The 15,810-nt window shown below is 69.8% G+C and carries 12 protein-coding genes, 1 tRNA gene and 1 riboswitch; of the genes, 8 read left to right on the forward strand and 5 right to left on the reverse strand.

Going from position 1 to position 15,810, the window contains the following annotated elements:
* Window positions 1-81: 81 nt before the first annotated feature.
* Window positions 82-1,233 carry a replication-relaxation family protein gene (locus LBW94_RS18365; protein ID WP_266271440.1) on the reverse strand — a complete coding sequence of 384 codons (1,152 nt, stop codon included), beginning with the start codon at window positions 1,231-1,233 and terminating at the stop codon, window positions 82-84.
* Between the two features lie 459 nt (window positions 1,234-1,692).
* Between LBW94_RS18365 and LBW94_RS18370 the strand changes: the two genes are divergently transcribed.
* The 3 genes from LBW94_RS18370 (at window position 1,693) to LBW94_RS18380 (ending at window position 3,838) form a co-directional block, all read left to right on the forward strand.
* Window positions 1,693-1,765: transfer RNA gene (locus LBW94_RS18370), tRNA-Arg, on the forward strand.
* Between the two features lie 135 nt (window positions 1,766-1,900).
* Window positions 1,901-2,725: a DODA-type extradiol aromatic ring-opening family dioxygenase gene (locus LBW94_RS18375; protein ID WP_225057179.1), complete on the forward strand. Its 825-nt coding sequence runs from the start codon at window positions 1,901-1,903 to the stop codon at window positions 2,723-2,725.
* Between the two features lie 45 nt (window positions 2,726-2,770).
* Window positions 2,771-3,838, forward strand: coding sequence for a magnesium and cobalt transport protein CorA (locus tag LBW94_RS18380; RefSeq protein WP_225057178.1), 1,068 nt, complete (start codon window positions 2,771-2,773; stop codon window positions 3,836-3,838).
* A 13-nt stretch (window positions 3,839-3,851) separates the two neighbouring features.
* Here the strand turns inward: LBW94_RS18380 and LBW94_RS18385 are convergent, their stop codons facing one another.
* Window positions 3,852-4,484 (reverse strand): glyoxalase, encoded by a 633-nt coding sequence (locus tag LBW94_RS18385; RefSeq protein ID WP_225057177.1) that lies wholly within the window; start codon window positions 4,482-4,484, stop codon window positions 3,852-3,854.
* 556 nt (window positions 4,485-5,040) lie between these two features.
* Here LBW94_RS18385 and LBW94_RS18390 point away from each other — a divergent pair.
* On the forward strand, window positions 5,041-8,406 hold the full coding sequence (locus LBW94_RS18390; protein ID WP_225057176.1) for a serine/threonine-protein kinase: 3,366 nt from the start codon (window positions 5,041-5,043) through the stop codon (window positions 8,404-8,406).
* A gap of 4 nt (window positions 8,407-8,410) precedes the next feature.
* Here the strand turns inward: LBW94_RS18390 and LBW94_RS18395 are convergent, their stop codons facing one another.
* Entirely contained in the window at window positions 8,411-8,884 is a 474-nt protein-coding gene (locus LBW94_RS18395; protein ID WP_225057175.1) for a Fur family transcriptional regulator, read from the reverse strand.
* A gap of 170 nt (window positions 8,885-9,054) precedes the next feature.
* Between LBW94_RS18395 and LBW94_RS18400 the strand changes: the two genes are divergently transcribed.
* On the forward strand, window positions 9,055-10,122 hold the full coding sequence (locus LBW94_RS18400) for a HoxN/HupN/NixA family nickel/cobalt transporter (protein ID WP_225057278.1): 1,068 nt from the start codon (window positions 9,055-9,057) through the stop codon (window positions 10,120-10,122).
* 47 nt (window positions 10,123-10,169) lie between these two features.
* Window positions 10,170-10,361: riboswitch (cobalamin riboswitch) on the forward strand.
* A 32-nt stretch (window positions 10,362-10,393) separates the two neighbouring features.
* Window positions 10,394-11,515 (forward strand): HoxN/HupN/NixA family nickel/cobalt transporter, encoded by a 1,122-nt coding sequence (locus LBW94_RS18405; protein ID WP_225057174.1) that lies wholly within the window; start codon window positions 10,394-10,396, stop codon window positions 11,513-11,515.
* A gap of 6 nt (window positions 11,516-11,521) precedes the next feature.
* On the opposite strand, the gene LBW94_RS18410 is transcribed toward LBW94_RS18405, so the two are convergent.
* Window positions 11,522-12,991, reverse strand: coding sequence for a flavin-containing monooxygenase (locus LBW94_RS18410; protein WP_225057173.1), 1,470 nt, complete (start codon window positions 12,989-12,991; stop codon window positions 11,522-11,524).
* Complete coding sequence (locus tag LBW94_RS18415; RefSeq protein ID WP_225057172.1) at window positions 12,984-14,051, reverse strand: FO synthase; 1,068 nt, start codon at window positions 14,049-14,051, stop codon at window positions 12,984-12,986. The genes LBW94_RS18410 and LBW94_RS18415 overlap by 8 nt, the downstream gene beginning before the upstream one ends.
* A gap of 140 nt (window positions 14,052-14,191) precedes the next feature.
* Here LBW94_RS18415 and LBW94_RS18420 point away from each other — a divergent pair, with 140 nt between their 5' ends.
* Window positions 14,192-14,398 carry a hypothetical protein gene (locus LBW94_RS18420; protein WP_225057171.1) on the forward strand — a complete coding sequence of 69 codons (207 nt, stop codon included), beginning with the start codon at window positions 14,192-14,194 and terminating at the stop codon, window positions 14,396-14,398.
* A gap of 121 nt (window positions 14,399-14,519) precedes the next feature.
* Entirely contained in the window at window positions 14,520-15,770 is a 1,251-nt protein-coding gene (locus LBW94_RS18425; RefSeq protein WP_266271445.1) for a phytanoyl-CoA dioxygenase family protein, read from the forward strand.
* Window positions 15,771-15,810: the final 40 nt, after the last annotated feature.

Here is a 15,810-nt window from a genome sequence, read left to right on the forward strand (position 1 = left end):
CGTATGCCGGACGCGGTGTCGGTGCCTGCATTCAACGGACATTGTTGTCACCAGCCGCCGGAAGCTGGGCTTCCCATTCGATCAGTACGCCGTCGGCGGCGTGGTGCGAGTCTGGTTGGGGTAGAGGAGGTTTTGGATCTCGGGGTCGTCGTGGTCGAAGGCTGCTTCGTTGCAGGGCTGCTCGGTGCTGGTGTGGTAGGCGATTCGCGGGCCGCGTTCGGGGAGATCGGCCAGCCGTAGCCGCTCGGGGACAGCATCGCCGCCGTCGGCCGTCCATAATCCCCGCACCGGGCCTGCCGGGCCGTCGGGATGGGCCAGGTCGCGGCTGGTCGTCGCGATCACCAGACCGGGACTGTAGCTGCTGCCGAGCGCGCGACTCAGCACGGCTCGTAGCCCGGTCTCGCGGCGGGCCGAATGCACCGAGAACAGAAGGATCCAGAACTTGTCGGTCGGGAACCGTTGATAGTCAGCGAGTTTGGCGGTCACGGTCTTCAACGACTCTGTGCCGGTGTCATATTCGAGGAAGAACCGCACCACGCGGCCATGCTGTTCCCAGCACCCGTAGCCATCGGGATGGAGTTGGTCCTCGCCGGAGGCGTGGGTCCAGAACATCTCGGCGCATTGGCGCTCGGACCACCACTGGGTCAGCCCCTGCACCGAATCCGGCACCACCGGATCGCGACGGCGAGCCCGGTTGCGGTGGGCGGCCAGGGCAGCGAAGAACCCGTTCACACCCAGCCGGTGGCCGAGCATCGGCGAGCACGCCAGCCGCTCCAGCTCCAGCGCGTACTTGGCCGGTGTGGGCGGGGTCTGCGCGCGCGCAGCCGCGATCAGGCGCGCGCCGGCGTATCCGAGCGCGTGCCGTGTCTGGCTGGTGCCGCCGCCGTAGAGGGACTCGCGGAAGGCGAACAGCATGCCCATCTCCCGCAGCTTGCGCAGCCGATCCTGCGCGCGGCGCACCGAGGCGAACTCCAGCGCCGCGATCTGGTCGGTGGTGAACACCTTGTGCTCGGAAAGCAAGACCAGCAGGCGCCGGTCACGATCGAGCAGGCGAAACCATGCACCCGCGTCCTGATGCCCGCCCCGATGCACACTACGCTCGCCACGCCGCCCGCCGGGGGAGTACGTCCGAGTTCTAGTACTCATTCTGGAATCCGTTCCATTGCCTCGAATACGTGCTCGACCGGCCCGAATGTGCTTGCCGTAACCGGCGTTTGGGGCGGCGGCGGCCATAGGACGCCGAGCATCCGCCACCCCATCCGCGCCACCAACCGCCACCCCAGCCGCAGCCCTGCTGTCATCGCGGCCGATCAGCCACACTGGATCCACAGCGTCCGGTCACGGCGATCCGAAATTACGGTACTCATCCCAGCGCACCTCCCACCCGGTGCAAGTCGCTCAAATCGCAGGAGGCACAGGCGAATACATGCGAACCGATCGCCGACCGGCCAACCGGCACATGCGCAACGCGGATGGGGAGGTAGTCAGCTCCGCACACCACGCAGGCCAACCCATCGGCCTGCAACCAGGTCATGATCTGTTCGGCATTCACTGCGCACCGCCGGAGCGACGCCGCCGAACGATATCAACAGTGGCGGAAACCAGCAGTTCATGACGGGTACGGTTACGTGCAGATGCTATACGTGCCGCGCCGGGGGAACGAGTCCCGCGCACCTCGGTGCGGGATGTCTTGCGCCTGTAGCTCAACCGACAGAGCGCCTGGTTACGAGCCAGGAGGCTGGGGGTTCGAATCCTCTCGGGCGCCGGTGAATCCGCCTGCTCCGGGTGCCGGAACGCGCCGCAGGCCCCCGTGCCCGAGGGTGGACGACCGGTACAGTGGCGTTACCGCGCATCGAGAGTTCCGTCGCAGCGGGCGACGCCGCCGGAGAAAGACTGGATCATGAGTTCGACCGACGTCGTTTTGCCCACCTATTTCGTCTCCCACGGTGGCGGCCCCTGGCCCTGGATCGAGGACCGGTTCCCGGGCGATCTGAGCAAGCTGCGGGCCTCGCTGGAGGCGATCCCCGTCGAGCTCGGTGCGAAACCCCGTGCGGTGCTGGTGATCTCCGGGCACTGGGAGGAAACCACGTTCACCGTGCAGACCCACCCGCGGCCGCCGATGTACTACGACTACGGTGGCTTTCCCGAATTCACCTACCACATCCGGTATCCGGTGCCGGGCTCGCCGGACGTGGCCGAGCGCGTGCAGGAGTTGCTGCGCGGGGCCGGTATCGCGGTCCGTGCCGACGTGCGGCGCGGCTTCGACCACGGCACCTTCGCCCCGCTGTTCGTGATGTACCCGGACGCCGACGTGCCGATCCTGCAACTGTCGCTGACCTCGGACTACGACCCCGCCGCGCACCTGGCCGCGGGCCGGGCGCTGGCCCCGCTGCGCCGCGAGGGCGTCCTCATCGTCGGCAGCGGATTCAGCTACCACAATCTGCGCCGCTTCGGTCCCGACGCGGCGCGCGCGTCCAGCGAATTCGAGGACTGGCTGACCCGGACCGTCGTGTACTCCACCCCCGAACAGCGCGTCGAGGGTTTGCTGGCCTGGGATCGGGCGCCGAGCGCGCGTGACAGCCACCCCGCCGAGGACCATCTGATCCCGCTGATGGTCGCGGTCGGCGCCGCCGAAGCGGATCCGGCGACCCGGATCTACTACGAGAACGACTTCATGGGCAGCGTGACCTCGGCCAGCTACCGGCTCGGAGCCGTACCCGGATAGGTCCCCCGGCTTTCGCGGCCGACGCGACGGTGTCACGATCATCCGGTGTCGTCCACCCCGCCGCTGCCGTCGTTCCATCGCCCCGCCCGGCCGCCGCTACCAAAGATCCGGGTGCCGGCCGCGCGGGCCGTCGTCGACTGCGCGGTCTACGTCGACGGGCAACGCCTGCCCGGACATTTCACCTATGAGGCCGCGCTGGCGGAGGTGCGCGAACGCGGCGCCGGATTCGTCTGGCTGGGATTGCACGAGCCCGACGAACAGCAGATGACCGATATCGCCGCAACGTACGGCCTGCACCCGCTGGCCGCCGAGGACGCGGTCCGCCCCCATCAGCGCCCGAAGCTGGAACGCTACGACGACACCCTGGTCGTGGCCATGCGCACCGTCACCCATGTCGAACACGACATGCGCACCGTCAGCGAGATCGTCCTGACCGGGCAGATCCTGATCTTCGTCGCCGCGGATTTCGTCGTCGCGGTGCGCCACGGCGAACATTCCGGGCTGGCCGGTGTGCGCCGGGACCTCGAGGCCGATCCCGAACGGCTGCGCCGCGGGCCGGGTGCGGTACTGCACGCCATCGCCGATTACGTGGTCGACTCCTACATCGAGGTCGCGCAGGCGGTCGAGCAGGATGTGGACGCCATGGAGGAGGAGATCTTCACTCCGGGCACGACGATCGCCATCGAACCCATCTACCAGCTCAAGCGCGAGATCGTCGAGATGCGCCGCGCGGTGGTGCCGCTCGCGCTGCCCTTGCAGATGCTGATCCAGCCGGAGATGCCGCTGACCAAGGAGGTCCGCCGCTATCTGCGCGATGTCGCCGACCACCACACCGCCGTCACCGAGCACATCACCGTCTTCGACGAATCCCTGAGCGCGATGATCGGCGCGGCCCTGGCCAAGACCGCCGTGCAGCAGAACACCGATATGCGCAAGATCTCCGCCCTGGTCGCGATGGCCGCCGTGCCCACGATGATCGCCGGTATCTACGGCATGAACTTCGAGCACATGCCGGAACTGCGCCAGGTCTGGGGCTACCCGGCCGCGCTCACCCTGATGGTGGTGCTGTGCGCCGGACTGCTGGTGGTCTTCCGGCGCAGCAAGTGGCTGTGACCGTCCGACCGGCTCAGGCCGCGCCGGTCTCCCATTCGAATCCGTCCGGATCGCTGAACGCCCCGAAACCGCTGTCGATGGCGACCCGGTGCGAGCCGCTGCCGTCGGGGGAGACGCCGGCGTCCTTGGCGGCGGCCTTGCGCCCGTAGAGCGCCAGCTTGACCGAGGAGGACGGGATGTCGAATTCGACGTACTTGCTGCCGAAGCTCTTGCCCACGGCCAGACCGTGGTCGATGTAGAACTGCTTGGTGTTCTTCACGTTGTCGACCCCGAGGAGCACCACGAAATCGTCGATCTCCCGGTTGGCGGGCCGGGTGTCCTTCTTCGCCGAGGTGGCGACCTTCCAGAGCGTCCCGTCCGGGGCCTGGACGACACCGCCGTACCCCCAGAAACTCTTCTTGGCCGGCTTGATCGCCGTCGCACCCGCCGCGAGCGCGGTGCCCAGGAGGCTGTCGACGGTGCCGGGCTGGGAGACCACCAGTGACAGGACGAACCCGCGGAATCCGGTCGTCGGCGCGGTGGTGGCCCTGATACGCAGCCGGTCGCCGAGACCGAACGCGGCCTCGTAGAAGGCCGCGGCGGCTGCCGGATCGGCCGCTTCGAGGATGACGGAGTTGATGGTGGCCTGGTCGGTTGTGCTGTTCATGTGAGCAACGCTAATTCCGGCCGGGTCACCGGTGCTTCTCGATTCCTGATCGGTTCCGCCGGGCTCCGGCGGCCTGCCCGCCGGCGGCGCCTGTCACGATGACCGCATGGCCGTGGTGCACCACCGGGACCGCATCGCCGAACTCGGCGCCGGACACCTCGTGATCCACCGGATCCTCACTGCGGCAACGACTTCGTCGCTTGGGCAGCTGTCGGCTCCGTGGCGGACGCCGGGCGGCGACACCGTTCGTGCACTGGTGGCCGGGCGCCGCGGCGCCGGATCGGCCCGGCGTGCGTGGCCGAGTGGCCGACGCGTGATCGCGAGTCGGTGGTCTCCGCAGGCGCCCTCGGATGGTCGGACATCGTGCTGAGGGGGCCTGGCATGCACAGTCCGGGCCGCTCCGGCCCGGACTGTGCCGGAAGATAGCTGACTAGACTCGTGGTCATGACTCGGTGTGCGCGCTGGCGGCTCGGTGTGGAACGTACGGGGTTCCGCCCCAGCCGTCGGGGGCCTTCGACCGAGCGTCGACGTGCCCGGATGGGCGGTTGAGTGGGCCATGATCTCCGACGGCGCGCTGGAAGCCACTCAGCCCTGGGGCACACCCGATATTGCCGAAGAGTTGCTGATCGCCGGATTCGAGGAGGTCGAGGAGTTCGGCCGCGGCGGCTTCGGGGTGGTCTTCCGGGCGGTGGAGCAGCCGCTGGGCCGGGTTGTGGCGGTCGAAGTGCGGGCCGCGGCGCTCGACGAGGCCGGGCAGGACCGGTTCCTGCGGGAGCAGCGGGCGGTGAACCGGATCTCCGGGCATCCGCACATCGTGCCGGTGTTGCGGATCGGTATCACCGGCTCGGGACGGCCGTTGCTGGTCGTGCCGTTCCACGCTCGCGGCTCGCTGGAGCGGCGGATCCACGACGAGGGGGCGTTGCCGTGGGCGGAGACGCTGTCGATCGGCGTGAAGCTGGCCGGTGCGCTGGCCACGGCGCACGCCGCGGGCATCGTGCACGGCGCGGTACATCCCGCGAACATCCTGATCAGCGATTACGGCGAGCCGCAACTGGGCGACTTCGGCCTGGCCGGCGATCCCGGCGCGGCGCACGCGGCGGGGATCGGGCAGCCCACGTATCTCGCGCCGGAGGTGCTGCGCGGGGAACCCGCCACCGCGGCCGCCGACGTGTACGGCCTCGGCGCGGTGCTGTTCACCGCGCTCGCCGGATATCCGGCCTTCGCCGCGACGGACGGCGAATCCCTTGCCGCGCAATTCGATCGGATCTGCGCCGAACCGGTTCCGGATCTGCGCCCGGCCGGGGTTCCGGCCGCGTTGTGCTCGGCCGTGGAGGCCGCGATGGATCGCCGCCCCGGCGATCGGCCCGGTTCTGCGCTCGAATTCGGAACGCGGTTGCGCGACATCCAATTCGCCTCGGGGCTGCCGGTGGATGCGCTCGTCTCGGCCGAAGCGCGGGTCGAGCGGCCGCCGCGCCCGCCGACGCCGGTGACCCGGTACCGGCCGCCCACCGCGGCACACCGCCTGGTGTCCCGGCCGCGCCTGTTGCGGACGCTGCGCGAGGGACAGCCGCGGCGCCTGGTCCTCATCCACGCGCCGCCCGGATACGGCAAGAGCACCCTGGCCGCCCAGTGGGCCGCCGCACTGGAGGCCGAGAACGTCCCGGTCGCCTGGCTGAACGTGATACCCGACGACAACAACCTCACCTGGGCCCTGACCCGGCTGGTGGAGGCCGTCCGCCAGGTCCACCCGAATCTGGCCGGTGAACTGGCGCTGGTGCTGGAGGAGGGTTTCCAGGACGCGGCCCGGCGGGTGCTGACCACCCTGGTCGACGAGATCCACCGCAGCGGCCGCACCGTCGCGATCGTCCTCGACGACTGGCACCACATCCACAGCGAGGAGGTCCGCGACGCGATGCGGTTCCTGCTCGACAACGGCTGTCACCACCTGCGATTGATCGTGACCAGCCGGACCTCGATGGGACTTCCGCTGGCCCGCTTGCGGGTCCGCGACGAACTGGTCGAAATCGACGAGCGCGCACTGCGATTCGACAATGCCGAAGCGGAGCGGATGCTGCTGGACATCGGCGAACTGCCGCTGCGGCGGTCCGAGGTGGATCACCTGCGCGACACCACCGAGGGCTGGGCGGCGGCGCTGCAACTGGCCTCGCTGTCGATGCGCGGAAAGACCGACCTCACCGCGCAGATCGACCGCATCTCCGGCCACCACCACGCCATCGCCGACTACCTGATGGAGAACGTGGCCGGCGAACTCGAGCCGGAACTGCTCGAATTCCTCATGAAAACCGCTGTGCCCGACACCGTCTGCGCCGATCTGGCCGAGGCGCTGACCGGCGCCCCCGGCGCGCAGGAACTGCTGGAGGAGGTCCGCCGCCGAGATCTGTTCCTGCGCAGCGTGGACGACGATCTGCGCTGGTTCCGCTACCACAGCCTGTTCGCGGATTTCCTGCGCCACCGGCTGACCCGGCAGCATCCCGAGGCGACGGCCCGGCTGCACGCGACCGCCGCCGGCTGGTTCGCCGAACACGACATGCTCATCGAGGCGGTCGATCACAGCCTCGCCGCCGGCGATCCCGAACGCGCGCTGGGCCTGATCGCCGATCGCGCGGACGGACTGCTCGGCGAATCCCGGATGGCCACCCTGGTCGCCCTGGTGGCCAAACTGCCACCGGCGCTGGCCGAATCCGATCCCCGCATCCAGCTCGCGGTGGCGATGGCGAATCTGCCGCTGTTCCACCTGAATTCGGTCGAGGCCGCCCGGGTGCGGGTGGAGGCGCTGCTGGCCGGCCGGCCGCGCGACGACACCACCGCGGATCTGGCGCTCGAATCCGAGATCGTGAAGGTGGGCCAGGAGCTGCAAGCGGACCGGGTCGCCGACCTGTCACCGGCGTCGAAACAACGACTGCCGCAGGTGCGGCCCTACCTCGCCGCCGTCGGGGCGCTCGCGGTGGCCACCTCGGCGTTCTTCCGATTCGATTTCGAGGAGGTGCGGCGCTGGCACGCGCTGATCCTCTCGAATCCGGCCGATCTCGGTCCGTTCATCCCGGTGCTGCGCGAGGTCATCACCGCCACGGCCGAATTCGAGCAACTCGACATCGACGGCGCCGAGAGCACGCTGCGCGCGGCGCTGGCGATGACCCTCGAATTCGGCATGTGGCCGCGGACGAACAAATCCATCGCCGCCGCCGAACTCGCCGAACTCCTCTATCAGACAGGTCAATTCGCCGAGGCCGACGAATTGATCCCGGCCGGTGAGGATATCGAGGCGGCCCCCGTGGAAGTGCTGCTGACCGCGCACGGGACCGCGGCCCGGCTGGCCGGGGTGCGCGGTGATCTGCCGATGGCGGCGCGACTGCTCACCGAGGGACATCGAGTGGCGCACAAGCTTTCGCTGCCCCGGCTGGCGGCCCGCATGCTCAACGAGCGGATCCGGCTGGGCCTGCCGATCACCCACGACGAGCGCCGCACCCTGACGGAGCTGCCGCTGTATCGGGCACAGCCGGACCACATCCGCGCGGCCGCGGCGGAACTCGAACAGGATTGCGCGATCCGGGTGCTGCTCGCGGAGCGCTCGCCGGCGGCCAACCGGCAGGCCATCGTCCGCGCCGAGCGGATCGTCCGGGAGGTCGAACAGCAACCGCGCCCCCGAGCGCTGCTGGCGGCCCGGCTGCGCTACGGCAGTTGCCTGGCCGCGGGCGGCCGCACCCGGGAGGCGATCGACGAACTGGCCCCCGCGCTGTCCCGCTGCGCCGAACTGGGGCTGGTCCGGTTCGCCCTCGACAGCGGCGGCCCGGCCCTCGAGCCCATCGTCGAAACCCTGCACTGCGCACCGGATATCGGGTACCGGCGCTTCCTGCAACGGCTGCTCGACGAGCTCGGATCCGCCCGCGCCCGCGACGAGTGACGGCTCACCGTCGGTGCCGGGCCGATTCCCGGATCTGCTGGCAGGACGGGCACAGGCCGTGCAGGGTCAGGCCGCCGGTTTCCGGGAGGGCGAAGCGGCTGCCGCTGCGCGCCGCCGCCAGTGCCGTGCGCAATTGTTCCGCCGGGACCTCGTCGATCGCGCCGCAGCGGGTGCACACCGCGTGGTGGTGCGGGGTGTCGGTGAGGCCGTAGCTGGTGATGCGTTCGTCGACGACCAAGGCGTGCAGCACATTCGCCTCGACCAGCGTCGCCACCGTGCGGTACACGGTGGCGGTGTCGACCTGATGGCCGGTGCCGGACAGTAGTTGCTGGATTTGCGCGACGGTGAGGTGCCCCTGCTCCCGCGCCCCGCCCAGGGCGGTGAGGACCGCCAATCGGGGCGTGGTGCAGCGCAGTCCGTGGTCGCGCAGGACATGCCGCGGATCGAGGGTGGCGTGGAGGTGGTCGCCGCCGGTCATACTCCTCAGTCTGCCGCCCGGGACGCGCGTTGGCGAGTCGCGTTCTTGCGAATCGGTTGCAACAAGACGGTGGTGCGGTTTACCGTCGACCATGTCGGGTTCGGCGGAGAGGACAGATCGTGACGTCGGTGTCCCAGCAGCGCAACCCTTTCCGATCCCTCCTCGCCCGGATGCGGCTCACCCGTGGCGAATGGCTGCGGCTGGCCGCGATCGCCGGGGTGATCGTCGGCCTGCACGTGCTGGGCTGGTTCACGCTGCTCGCGTTCGTCGCCCCGCGGCACTTCGACCTCGGCGACCGGACCCTGGGGGTCGGCGTCGGCCTCACCGCGTACACCCTCGGCCTGCGGCACGCCTTCGACGCCGATCACATCGCCGCGATCGACAACACCACGCGCAAGCTGATGAACGACGGGCAGCGGCCGCTGTCGGTCGGATTCTTCTTCTCGCTCGGGCACTCCTCGGTGGTGTTCGCCCTCGCGTTGCTGTTGTCGGCCGGGGTGAAGGCGATCGCCGGATCGGTCGAGGACGACTCCTCGGCGCTGCACCACTACACCGGCCTGATCGGCACGACCGTGTCGGGCACGTTCCTGTACCTGATCGCCGCGATCAACATCGTGGTGCTCGCCGGCATCCTGCGCGTGTTCCGCCGGATGCGGACCGGCGGCTACGACGAGGCCGAGCTGGAACATCAACTCGCCCACCGCGGCCTGATGAACCGGATCCTCGCCCCGGTGATGCGCTCGATCACCCGGCCCTGGCAGATGTATCCGGCCGGGCTGCTGTTCGGGCTCGGATTCGACACCGCCACCGAGGTCGCGCTGCTGGTGCTGGCCGGCACCGGCGCGGCCGCCGGGCTGCCGTGGTACGCGATCCTCTGCCTGCCGATCCTGTTCGCGGCCGGGATGAGCCTGCTCGACACCATCGACGGCAGTTTCATGAACTTCGCCTACGGCTGGGCCTTCGCCCAGCCGGTCCGCAAGGTCTACTACAACCTCACCATCACCGCCCTGTCGATCGCCGTCGCCCTGCTCATCGGCACCGTCGAGTTGCTCGGCCTGCTCAGCGAACAGCTCGGCTGGTCCGGCGGATTCTGGGATGTGCTCGGTGGTCTCGATCTCAACCTGCTCGGCTACATCGTCGTCGGCCTGTTCGTGCTCACCTGGGCCGTCGCGCTGCTCGCCTGGCGCTACGGCCGCATCGAGGAGAAATGGACCGCCGGCCTCCGCCCGGGTGACTGAATCCGGTCAGCAACCACGCAGTTTTGCGCGCGGCGGCGTCCTGCCTCTACTGTGAGGGTTGCCGTGGTGTACGGGAAGACCGGTGCAAATCCGGAGCGGCCCTCGCCACTGTGATCGGTTAGCCGTCGTACCGCTCCCGCCTCGCGGGAAGGGCCACGGGACACATGCGTCCCGGAAGGCCGGGTGCGGCGGTGCTCGACCCGTCAGCCAGGAGACCGGCCACGGCACCGAATACTCTCGTCCACGAGGTGCTGGAGAGGCCGAACGCGCCATGATTCTGTCCGAAAACCCTTCCCCGTCAACGGTTTCCCCGGGTGCGGCCGCCACGCCGGTGTTGCGCTGGCGGCGCGAGGACTGGATCCGCACCGGCGGCCTGCTCGCCGTGATCGCCGTCCTGCACGTGGCCGGCTTCGGCATCCTGTTCACCCTGGTACCGCGGCACTACACCGTGGGCACCCAGGCGTTCGGGCTGGGGCTGGGGGTGACCGCCTACACCCTCGGTATGCGGCACGCGTTCGACGCCGATCACATCGCCGCGATCGACAACACCACCCGCAAGCTGATGGCCGACGGCAAACGCCCGGTGTCGGTCGGATTCTGGTTCGCGCTCGGTCATTCCACCGTGGTCGTGCTGCTGGCCATCGCCATCGCCGCCGGCACCCACCTGGCTACCACGCTGACCAGCGACGACTCCAGCACCCACCACGATCTGGGGCTGATCTCCACCCTTGCCTCGGGCGGTTTCCTCTATCTGATCGCGGCGCTGAACCTGGTGTCGCTGGCCGGAATCCGCCGGGTGTTCCGGGCCATGCGAGCCGGTGAGTTCGACGAGGCCCAGCTGGAGAAGCATCTGAACAGCCGCGGCCTGCTCAACCGGGTCCTCGGTCGGCTGACCCGCTCGATCACCCGTCCCGGCCAGATGTTCCCGATCGGTCTGCTGTTCGGCATCGGTTTCGACACCGCCACCGAGGTCACGCTGATGGTGATGGCCGGATCCGGCGCCGCGGCCGGGCTGCCCTGGTACGCGATCCTCTGCCTGCCGCTGTTGTTCGCGGCGGGCATGAGCCTGTTCGACACCCTCGACGGCACTTTCATGAACGTCGCCTACCACTGGGCTTTTGCCAACCCGGTCCGCAAGGTGTACTACAACCTCTCGATCACCGGCCTGTCGATCGCGGTCGCGGCCCTGATCGGCTCCATCGAACTGATCGGCGTGCTGCACGACCAGCTCGGTCTCACCGATCCGGTCACCGACTGGGTCGCCGGGATCAGCCTGGACAACGTCGGCTTCGTCATCGTCGGCCTGTTCGTCGCGGTCTGGGCCGTCGCCCTGCTCTACTGGCGGCTGGCCAAGGTCGAGGACCGCTGGTCCGCCGCCCGATCCGAGGCGTGAGGCGGATCAGCCGGTCGACGACCGATAGGCCGCGACGTCGAAGGTGGCGTTCGACTGCCGGAAGGCGGTGGCGGAGTCCGGCCACAGCAGGGTCAGCCGGCCGGTCCGCGCGTCGCGGTACCAGCTGGAGCAGCCCCCTTGCGTCCACACCGTCTCGCGGGCCAGCTCGTCGATGTGCCGGGCGGTGGACTGCACCGCCTCGGCGGTCACCTCGAGCACCCGGTGCGCGGTGGCGGCGAGATGATCGAGAGCGCCCAGCACGTAGTCGATCTGGGCCTCGATGACGTAGATCGCCGAGTTGTGGCCGAGCGCGGCGTTCGGGCCGTCCAGGATGTACATGTTGGGGAAGCGGTCCACCGTGGTGGTGGCGTGCGCGATCATTCCGTCGCTCCACCGCTCGGCCAGCGGTAGACCGTTGCGCCCGAAGATGTTCCGTGACACGGCCGGGCGGGTGGTGTCGAAGCCGGTGGCGAAGATCAGCACCTCCACCGCGTAGTCGCGGCCGCCGGCGGCCACCACGGCGCCGTCGCGCACCTCGGTCAGCGCGGTCGGCTCCAGCCGGACGTGCCCGAATTGCAGTGCGGCGTAGTAGTCGTCGGAGAACAGGATGCGCTTGCAGCCGATCTCGTAATCGGGGGTCAGTTCCCGCCGCAGCCGCGGATCGGGCACTTGGGTGGCCAGATGGTGCAGGGCGCGCTGGCGCAGCAGATCGGTGTCGGGGTGATGCCAGCGGCGGGCGCCGATCCCGCGCTCGGCCTCGGCGAACAGTTCGTCCCGCAGCACCGTGATGGCGTCCGGATCGGTGGCGAAGCGGCTCAGTTCGTCGCGGGTGTACCGGCGGTCGCCGCGCGGCAGCACATACGGCGCCGAACGCTGGAAGACCACCACCTCGCCGGCCTCCTGCGCCAGCCGTGGCAGGATCTGCACGGCCGAGGCGCCGGAACCGACCAGGCCCACCCGCTTGCCCACCAGCGACACCTTCGGATTCCACTGCGCCGAATGCCAATGGCGACCGCCGAATTCGCCGAGGCCGCGGATCGGTGGCAACTTCGGTTCGGTGAGACGGCCGGTGGCGACGACCAGATTGGCGGCCGAGAATTCGCCCCGGGTGGTGCTGACCAGCCAGCGCGCCTCGGCATCGTTCCACCGGGCCTGGTGCAGTGCGCAATTCAGTAGCAGATGGGGTTCCAGCCCCTCCTGCTCGACGCAGCCGCGCAGGTACTGATGGATCTCGGCGCCCTCGGCGAACACCCGCTGCCACTGCGGATTCGGCCGGAACGAGAACGAATACAGGTGCGCGGGAACGTCGGAGGCGACGCCGGGGTAGCGGTTGTCACGCCAGGTGCCGCCCACGTCACCGGCCTGCTCGATGATCATGAACGACTCCCGGCCACGCCGCGCGAGCCGGATGCCCATGCCCAGGCCCGCGAAGCCGGCGCCGATGATCAGGACATCGACGCGGATCGGGTCAGACATCGCCGTACCGGGTGGTGCGCTGCCGCGTGGACCGGCCCAGCGACCGGGCCGTCCGCTCCACCTCCGCGACGGTGAGCGTCCGCCCGGCCTCGGCGCCGGCCTCGGGCGCGAGCGGGCCGGTGACGAGCAGCCCGCCGATGTCGTCGGCGCCGCCGCGCAACAGTGAAACCGCCGATTCCAGGCCGAATTTGGGCCAGGCGGCCTGGATGTGGTCGATGCGCTCGTGCAACAGCAGCCGCGCGACCGCGTGCACGGCCCGCGCCTGCCGCCACGCCTGCGGTGTGGTCCGCTCGCCGGGCTGCCACGGCATCGCGATGAATTCGGTGAAACCGCCGGTGCGGTCCTGGATCTCGGTGAGCAGTCGCAGATGGGCGACCTGCTGCGCGGGCGTCTCGCCGTGCCCGTACATCATGGTCGAGGTGGAGAACAGGCCCGCGCGATGCGCGGCCTCGATGACCTCGATCCACTGCCGCACCGGCAGGTCCGGGCCGCCGTTGAGACGATGACGCACCTCGTCGTCGAGGATCCGGGCCGCCGTGCCCGGCACCGATCCGAGCCCCGCGTCCCGGGCCTCGGCCAGCACGGTGGCCACCGGCACGCCGCGACGCGCGGCGGCGTCGAGCCACTCCGGCGGGCGGAAGGCGTGCAGGTGGATCGGCCCGGCCGCGGCGATCGCGGCGATCAGTGCCAGATGGTCGTCGTCGCTGTCGGCCGGCAGCGGGCCCTGCATGCAGATCTCGGTGGCGCCCAGCTCCCGGGCCTCGGCCACCAGGGCGGTGAGCCGCGCCCGGGCGGACCGGTCCGCACCGCAGACCGCCGCGGTATCGAAATTGCGGTTCACCACATAGGTCAGGGTGTCGCCGACCGCTTGCCGGCGCAGCGCGTCGGCCAGTTCGCACAACTGCTCGAGCTCCGGGCCGTCGGCGCCGAGCAGCGCGACATATCCCTCGTCCGGCAACGCCGCCGGCGCATGTGCGGCCTCGCCCAGCCACTTCCGTACCCGATCCGAATCGGACGGGCCGACTCCGGCATCCGAAGTCCCGGCACCCGAATCACGCATTGGACCACCATACGTCCGGGTGGACCGGGCTCCGGCGGGCGGACCGTCTCCCTGCGGGTTCCGGTCGCCGCGGGTGTTGTCACGAACCCGAAACATTCGATCACGGTTTGATCACCGTGGCGCCGGTGTAACCCTTCACCATGACCACTCCGCATCATCCGATCCGCACGGTGACGAGCATGGATCCGACCGGTGTCCTGGTCGCCGCCGGTATCTGTGCGGCTGTGCTGTCCGGGCTGTTGCTGCTCGGCTCGGACCTGGCCACCGCCGTTCCCGCGACCTTCGCCGTAGCGGGCGGGATCGTCCTGAGTCTCCAGCTCATGGGGATGTCCGACCCCGAACGCTGATCCGGCCCCGACGGCCGCTCCTGCCGGTCCGGTGCACAAATTTGTACCGATGGTTTATTCTACTAACGGTACAAATCAGTGGATCGCGTGTGCGATCCGCATCGGCACCGAGGAGCTGTCCATGGTCAGCGTCGATTTCCGCACCCGCTCCGCCGCGGTCGGGACCGTCGATCTCGTCACCTTCCGCGATCACCACCTGCCCGATCTACTCGACCGGCACGGCCGCGCGGCCGGTGCGGCCGCGCGGCGGCTGAGCCTGCCCCCGCTGACCTTGCGCGTCGGCGGCGAACAACTCACCTTCGTCCCCGGCGACGAACTCACGGTCCGTCCGGACGCCTCGGCGGAGCTGCTCGCCACGCTGGACCCGGTCACGTTCTCCGATCTGGTGCAGGACGTGGTCTCCCTGTTCGGCGCGCAGATGACCGGTCGCGCCGAACTGGTACACGGCACGGTCGCCGCGTTCGTCGAATGGGAACCGGTGCTGCGCTGCCTGATCGACGGGCGGCCGGTGCACCGCCCCGGTGACATCGGTTTCCGCGATCGGACCGGCGGCCCGCTGGACCCGCGACGCTCGTTCACCCTCGACGACGATCCGGCCGAGTACGGGCATTTCCTGGCCGAAGCCGGATATCTGCACCTGCGCGGGGTGTTCACCGAAGCGGAGATGGCCGCTGTCTCGGCCGAACTCGACACCGCGATCGCCGCGGCGGCCCGCGACGACGGCGCCTCGTGGTGGGCGCGCACCGAACCCGGGGGCTGGTACCCGGCCCGCATCCTCGGCTTCAACCATCAGTCCGCCACCCTCCGCGAACTGCTGACGGGCCCCCGCTTCCGGTCCCTCGCCGGCTGCACCGACGACACCTGGGTGCAACGCGATCCGCTCCTCGACGACGCCGCCGAGGGGCTGCTGAAGAAGGTCGGGGTCGTCGAGGGCGCGTCCGATGTCAGCTGGCACAAGGACTGCACCATGGGCGGGCACAGCCACCACTGCGCCGGGCTGGTCGTCGGCATCTCGGTGACCGGCGCGGGGCCGGAGACGGGCGAGCTCGGCGTGGTGCCCGGTTCGCATCGCGCCAATATCGCCACCCTGGGCATCGAGGGGCTCGACCTGACCGCGCTGCCGTTGCCCACCCGCCCCGGCGACCTCACCGTGCATCTGTCCTGCACCCTGCACATGAGCAGGCCGCCGGTCGGCGGCGAGCGGCGGGTGGTCTACACCGGATTCGGACTCGCCCCGCGCCCCGGTCACGAGACCCCCGCACTCGACCGCACCGAATCGCGCCGCCGCCGTGCCGAACTCAGCGACCGGGTGATCGGGCATCAGCGCACCGGCGGCCCGGATCGGGCGCGGCTGGCCAGCCACGAACTCTGAGCCGCCGGACCTCGCCGCGCGCTGCTGCCGGAACTCGGCC

Source organism: Nocardia sp. alder85J, from assembly GCF_020176955.2.
Classification (GTDB): domain Bacteria; phylum Actinomycetota; class Actinomycetes; order Mycobacteriales; family Mycobacteriaceae; genus Nocardia.

What these genes read in the sequence shown, in the direction of transcription:
- LBW94_RS18365 (WP_266271440.1), bottom strand. Translation starts at nt 1,233, where the DNA reads ATGGCCGCCGCCGCCCCAAACGCCGGTTACGGCAAGCACATTCGGGCC.
- LBW94_RS18385 (WP_225057177.1), bottom strand. Translation starts at nt 4,484, where the DNA reads ATGAACAGCACAACCGACCAGGCCACCATCAACTCCGTCATCCTCGAA.
- LBW94_RS18395 (WP_225057175.1), bottom strand. Translation starts at nt 8,884, where the DNA reads ATGACCGGCGGCGACCACCTCCACGCCACCCTCGATCCGCGGCATGTC.
- LBW94_RS18375 (WP_225057179.1), top strand. Translation starts at nt 1,901, where the DNA reads ATGAGTTCGACCGACGTCGTTTTGCCCACCTATTTCGTCTCCCACGGT.
- LBW94_RS18420 (WP_225057171.1), top strand. Translation starts at nt 14,192, where the DNA reads ATGACCACTCCGCATCATCCGATCCGCACGGTGACGAGCATGGATCCG.
- LBW94_RS18425 (WP_266271445.1), top strand. Translation starts at nt 14,520, where the DNA reads ATGGTCAGCGTCGATTTCCGCACCCGCTCCGCCGCGGTCGGGACCGTC.
- LBW94_RS18410 (WP_225057173.1), bottom strand. Translation starts at nt 12,991, where the DNA reads ATGTCTGACCCGATCCGCGTCGATGTCCTGATCATCGGCGCCGGCTTC.
- LBW94_RS18390 (WP_225057176.1), top strand. Translation starts at nt 5,041, where the DNA reads ATGATCTCCGACGGCGCGCTGGAAGCCACTCAGCCCTGGGGCACACCC.
- LBW94_RS18415 (WP_225057172.1), bottom strand. Translation starts at nt 14,051, where the DNA reads ATGCGTGATTCGGGTGCCGGGACTTCGGATGCCGGAGTCGGCCCGTCC.
- LBW94_RS18405 (WP_225057174.1), top strand. Translation starts at nt 10,394, where the DNA reads ATGATTCTGTCCGAAAACCCTTCCCCGTCAACGGTTTCCCCGGGTGCG.
- LBW94_RS18400 (WP_225057278.1), top strand. Translation starts at nt 9,055, where the DNA reads ATGCGGCTCACCCGTGGCGAATGGCTGCGGCTGGCCGCGATCGCCGGG.